Below are 4,523 nucleotides of genomic sequence, written 5' to 3'. Positions count from 1 at the left end.
CGAATGCTAATACCCCGAAACTATCCAATCTATCAACTGACGGCAAGGCGTGGTTTATTCACCCGGTGGCGATGGTGGATTATTTTTCTGGTGCAGATATTGTTACTTATCATATTTATCATGACGGAAAAATTGAAAAACATATACCAGAAAAAATACTAACAGGGTATGAGCAAAAATATAAATACGTTTATCATGATAAGAATAATAGTGAACATGAAATATGTATAGCAGATTGGCATACAACTAAAAAGAAAGAAGACGGTGTAACAATAAGTGCACCAAATAGAAATGATACCAATATTATTGAATATAAAGAAAATGTCAATGAAGGATTTACAAGTAAAAGAGTTAAATATAAAAATGGTGATATTGCAGAATATGGCTTTCATTCTAATAAGAAAGGTTCTATTTGGCGATTATATAGAGCATTAGATGAGAAAATTGAAATAGTTCGGATGCCTGATGAAATTAATTATACAAAAAGCTCAGTTACGATTAAATATCGGTTCAGTAATACCAAAAGAAGATATACTGGGCCGGGTCCTTTAGCTGGTTTTATAGGTGCTCTTGCTGAGATAGGGTTTGAATTGACAACGACAGGAAGTTGTTTTTACGAAGCCTCCTGCTTTCCTAGTGCTGAACATGTAAATGGTAAAAGCGTTGATACTTTATATAAATTAAATGTTCAGCAAGATCAAAAAATTATTGATGCTATGGCTAAATTTCATTTTAAAGAAAGGTTTATAGGAATAAGTTCATATTTTTATAAACTATCCAATGCTCAGAATTTAAATGACTTACATGATATTCATTTGCATTCAGGCGATTTTGATTTTAGCCAAATAAAAGAAATTAAAATATGATATTTAGATAAAAGGATGAATGTCCATGAAAAGAAGACTATTTATAATATTTTGTTATTTTATTACTATTTATGCTGATGCTAAAGTTGATAATGACTTGGATAAAAAGATTACAATCAATAAAATAAGAACATATCAAGGTGATAATTTTGTTAGTAAAAAAAATTATGTGAAAAAGATAGATTCTACTTGTGTATTAGTTAAGCCATATGAAAGCGGCAGAACACAAAAAGAGATAGATAAAGAAAGAGAAAAATGTATTTTATCGAAAATAACTTTTGATTATAGTGAAATAATTAACCAAATGGCATTAAATGAAAAAGTATACTTGCCTCCAATAAATGGTATTAATGTTTATTTAGAAAAAGTAAAAGAGATAGATCCTTCTAGTCTAGAAACTGTAACTACCGCAGAAGTTAAACTTTTTACAGAAATTAATGATCAAATAAGTGATAGTCTCACCATCTATTACATAAAAAATGATTATGATGCTTTTTATGTAGAGTCCCAATATTATTACATAGATAATTTTATATACATTTTAAAATATGGTTCTGATGAAGATGGTTCATTAGTTAGGTTCTGGAAAAAATATTCAATCAGTAGCAATGGAAAATTTAAATTGGAGGATTTATTCGAATGTCACTTTGATAATAATTTTGACAAAAATATATGTAAATGATTTTTTAAATATTTGAATTATCCAAGTGATATTGAAATTACTTTATATTATAACTGAATTGTCATTATATTTGGTATAGCGTAAATTAGATTTAAAAGATTATACCCGGATGATGAGAGTATTATACCAAAACATGACAGAAACAATGATTTATTCAACGCAATGAAAAAAACATATATCCAATTTTTGCGGATGCAGCATTAAACAAATGGAACGAAGTGGATGACTTATTTGAAGAAGAAAAACAACAACAAAAAACGCTTATTGAAGCGGGATTAGATGAGTGGAGAATCACCCAGCTTTATCAGCGTGATATTGCGATGAAAAAAGTAGATGAAGCGCATGAACATGTCAAAAAAAATTGGCAACTAGAAAAAGCGCAACGCATTAAACCCTCACTGTGGTGGCAACAAGTGGCACAAGCACAAGCGCAAGCTCAAACAACCAGCACAGAACAAAGCGATGCTGATGCTAATACCCCGAAACTATCCAATCTATCAACTGACGGCAAGGCGTGGTTTATTCACCCGGTGGCGATGGTGGATTATTTTAAAGTTGAAAAAAATAAAAGGGTTTGCCCTATAACACCTAACTATAGAAGTCATTTTGTTTTACATTGTACTGATGGAAATATGTCAGAGGAGACTATCAAGGCAATAAATAATGTTAACAATCCAGAGAAAAAAATGTATGGGCAACAAAAGCTGAATCTAGAAATAATTTAAAAGGAAGAATGTTTCATGTCGAAATCAATTATAAAAGTCCTGATGTTCCTACAGATAACCAATATCAAGCTCTTGCGGATTTATATATTGAAGCTTCCGATATTGAAGGTTGTTGGCCAATTATAGTTCCTCATATCGAAGTTGATAGAGGTATTCCAAATGGTCATGGTGACCCTACAGATTTTGATTATAATAAATTTTATTCTATTTTAAGGAGTAGAAATGTACCGATAGATGATATTCCTCATTTTGAACATGAACGGTACTGGGGATATAGCAAATCAAAAATTCCATTTGCAAATGACAAATATTCATGGCCGCCAATTTTATCTGGTAATCCACATAACAAATAAGGTTATTATATGAAACAATTAATTTTATTATTTTTGCTGTTACCTAAATTATTATTAGCTCAAGAGGTATATTCTAATTCTTCTAATCAAGAATATTTATCTTTAGGTAGTACGGAAAATGATAAGCAAAATTTCTTAAATCTTAAAACTGGAATGATAGATTGGATAAATCTATCAGATTTACAGAAAATGCAACAAACAGATATGTTATCGCCACATACTTTTTGGGATAAAGTTAACAACAATTCTATAGTTTTTTATGCGAATGGTTATGAACCATTCTGGAATGCTAAAATAAGTAAGAATAAATTGCAATTCATTTCCTTAAAAGAAAAAAATATAAATATCACTATAGATATAAAAGATTCTTCTTTAACAAGAAATTTTGTGGTTATTTTTCATTCTAAAGACGGTGTGTGCGGTTTAATTCGTAGTCTTCCTAAAGGAGCTTTTTGTGAAGCAAATCTTGATGAGATAATCTCAATATATGAAATTTTTATTGATTATAAAGGTGAAATATTTGAGGGCTGTGCATATTTAGACAAATTGTAAGTTGTTTTTAATATAAAAAAGCCACGGTAGGGGAACTATCAGACAAGATTGGCAAGAATAGAGTGGCGAAATTAGATTTAGCCGATTACACGCCAGCGATGAAGGCACTACACCAAATTTTGACAGGGACACTGATATATTCAACCCAACGGAAAAAGAACCTACCGCCGCCGACTTTTACGGATAGCGATTTAAAAGAAGGATTACGCCGAAGCTGGACGGCGGAGTTGATAGGGCATTTACTGGTAAAATATGAAAGTGAATGGTATGCCGATGAAGCATTAAGCAAATGGAATGAAATTGATGACTTATTTGAAGAAGAAAAACAACAACAAAAAACGCTGATTGAAGCGGGATTAGATGAGTGGGGCATCACCCAGCTTTATCAGCGTGATATTGCGATGAAAAAAGTAGATGAAGCGCATGAACATGTCAAAAAAAATTGGCAACTAGAAAAAGCGCAACGCATTAAACCCTCACTGTGGTGGCAACAAGTGGCACAAGCACAAGCGCAAGCTCAAACAACCAGCACAGAACAAAGCGATGCGAATGCTAATACCCCGAAACTATCCAATCTATCAACTAATGGCAAGGCGTGGTTTATTCATCCCGTGGCAATGATGGATTATTTTAATATTAGAAGTACTGAAATTATTTTCCCATTAAAAGTAAAACCAATAAACAATTTTGATATGCAATTTGGTAAAAGATTTAATTGGACTAAAAATGATAATCAAACAATGTTTGGAGCGAATCGTAGTGGAGGTAAAAGGAAACATGCGGGACGTGATTTATATACAGAACCTTATACGGAGATTGTCGCAGTATGTGATGGTGTTGTGCTACAAATTAGCGGATTTTATTCAGAAACCGATCAAATAACAATAAGACATAAAACGAGCAGTGGGCGTCAATTTATTATTCGTTATGGTGAAGTAGATCACGATAGTATTAAAGTTAAAGTTGGTGATGTTGTTAAACAAGGTACTGTACTTGCAAAAACAGGAAAATTAATAAAAGCTGGTAAACCGGAAGTTGTCAAAAACGGAAAAGTCATTTACATGTTACATTTAGAGTATTATTCAGGAAAAGGTGGCCTAGATTTGAAAAAACCGTTGACTGATAGAGCAAACTTACCTTACCAAAGACGTTCAGATTTAATAGATCCTTTGGAATTGTTAAAAGAAGGGTATCAAAGTACTTTTGGGGTGGAACTTTAGTAATTAGGAGTTAAAGATGAAAAACTTTTTATTTGTAATGGTCTTTACTTAATCTGACATTCAAGTTATTTTATAACACAAATAAGGAGAGTCAGAAATGAATCAAACAGCCAAAATCATTAAAC

At 31.8% G+C, this 4,523-nt stretch carries 5 protein-coding genes and 1 pseudogene; all 6 read left to right on the top strand.

Annotated features, from left to right (window positions below; genetic code table 11):
• Positions 1-866, top strand: a pseudogene (locus tag GQ589_RS11220) (hypothetical protein); the annotation flags it as partial.
• 25 nt (positions 867-891) lie between these two features.
• Complete coding sequence (locus GQ589_RS11215; protein WP_160426248.1) at positions 892-1,548, top strand: hypothetical protein; 657 nt, start codon at positions 892-894, stop codon at positions 1,546-1,548.
• A 218-nt stretch (positions 1,549-1,766) separates the two neighbouring features.
• On the top strand, positions 1,767-2,273 hold the full coding sequence (locus tag GQ589_RS11210; RefSeq protein WP_160426245.1) for a hypothetical protein: 507 nt from the start codon (positions 1,767-1,769) through the stop codon (positions 2,271-2,273).
• An 8-nt stretch (positions 2,274-2,281) separates the two neighbouring features.
• Positions 2,282-2,626 (top strand): hypothetical protein, encoded by a 345-nt coding sequence (locus GQ589_RS11205; protein WP_160426243.1) that lies wholly within the window; start codon positions 2,282-2,284, stop codon positions 2,624-2,626.
• 9 nt (positions 2,627-2,635) lie between these two features.
• On the top strand, positions 2,636-3,178 hold the full coding sequence (locus GQ589_RS11200; RefSeq protein WP_160426241.1) for a hypothetical protein: 543 nt from the start codon (positions 2,636-2,638) through the stop codon (positions 3,176-3,178).
• A 62-nt stretch (positions 3,179-3,240) separates the two neighbouring features.
• Entirely contained in the window at positions 3,241-4,398 is a 1,158-nt protein-coding gene (locus tag GQ589_RS12610; RefSeq protein WP_160426239.1) for a M23 family metallopeptidase, read from the top strand.
• The last annotated feature ends 125 nt before the right edge of the window (positions 4,399-4,523 follow it).

The organism is Gilliamella sp. Pas-s27 (assembly GCF_009795865.1).
In the GTDB taxonomy this organism is placed as follows: Bacteria; Pseudomonadota; Gammaproteobacteria; order Enterobacterales; family Orbaceae; genus Gilliamella.
This window is presented reverse-complemented; position numbering and strand designations above follow the sequence as displayed.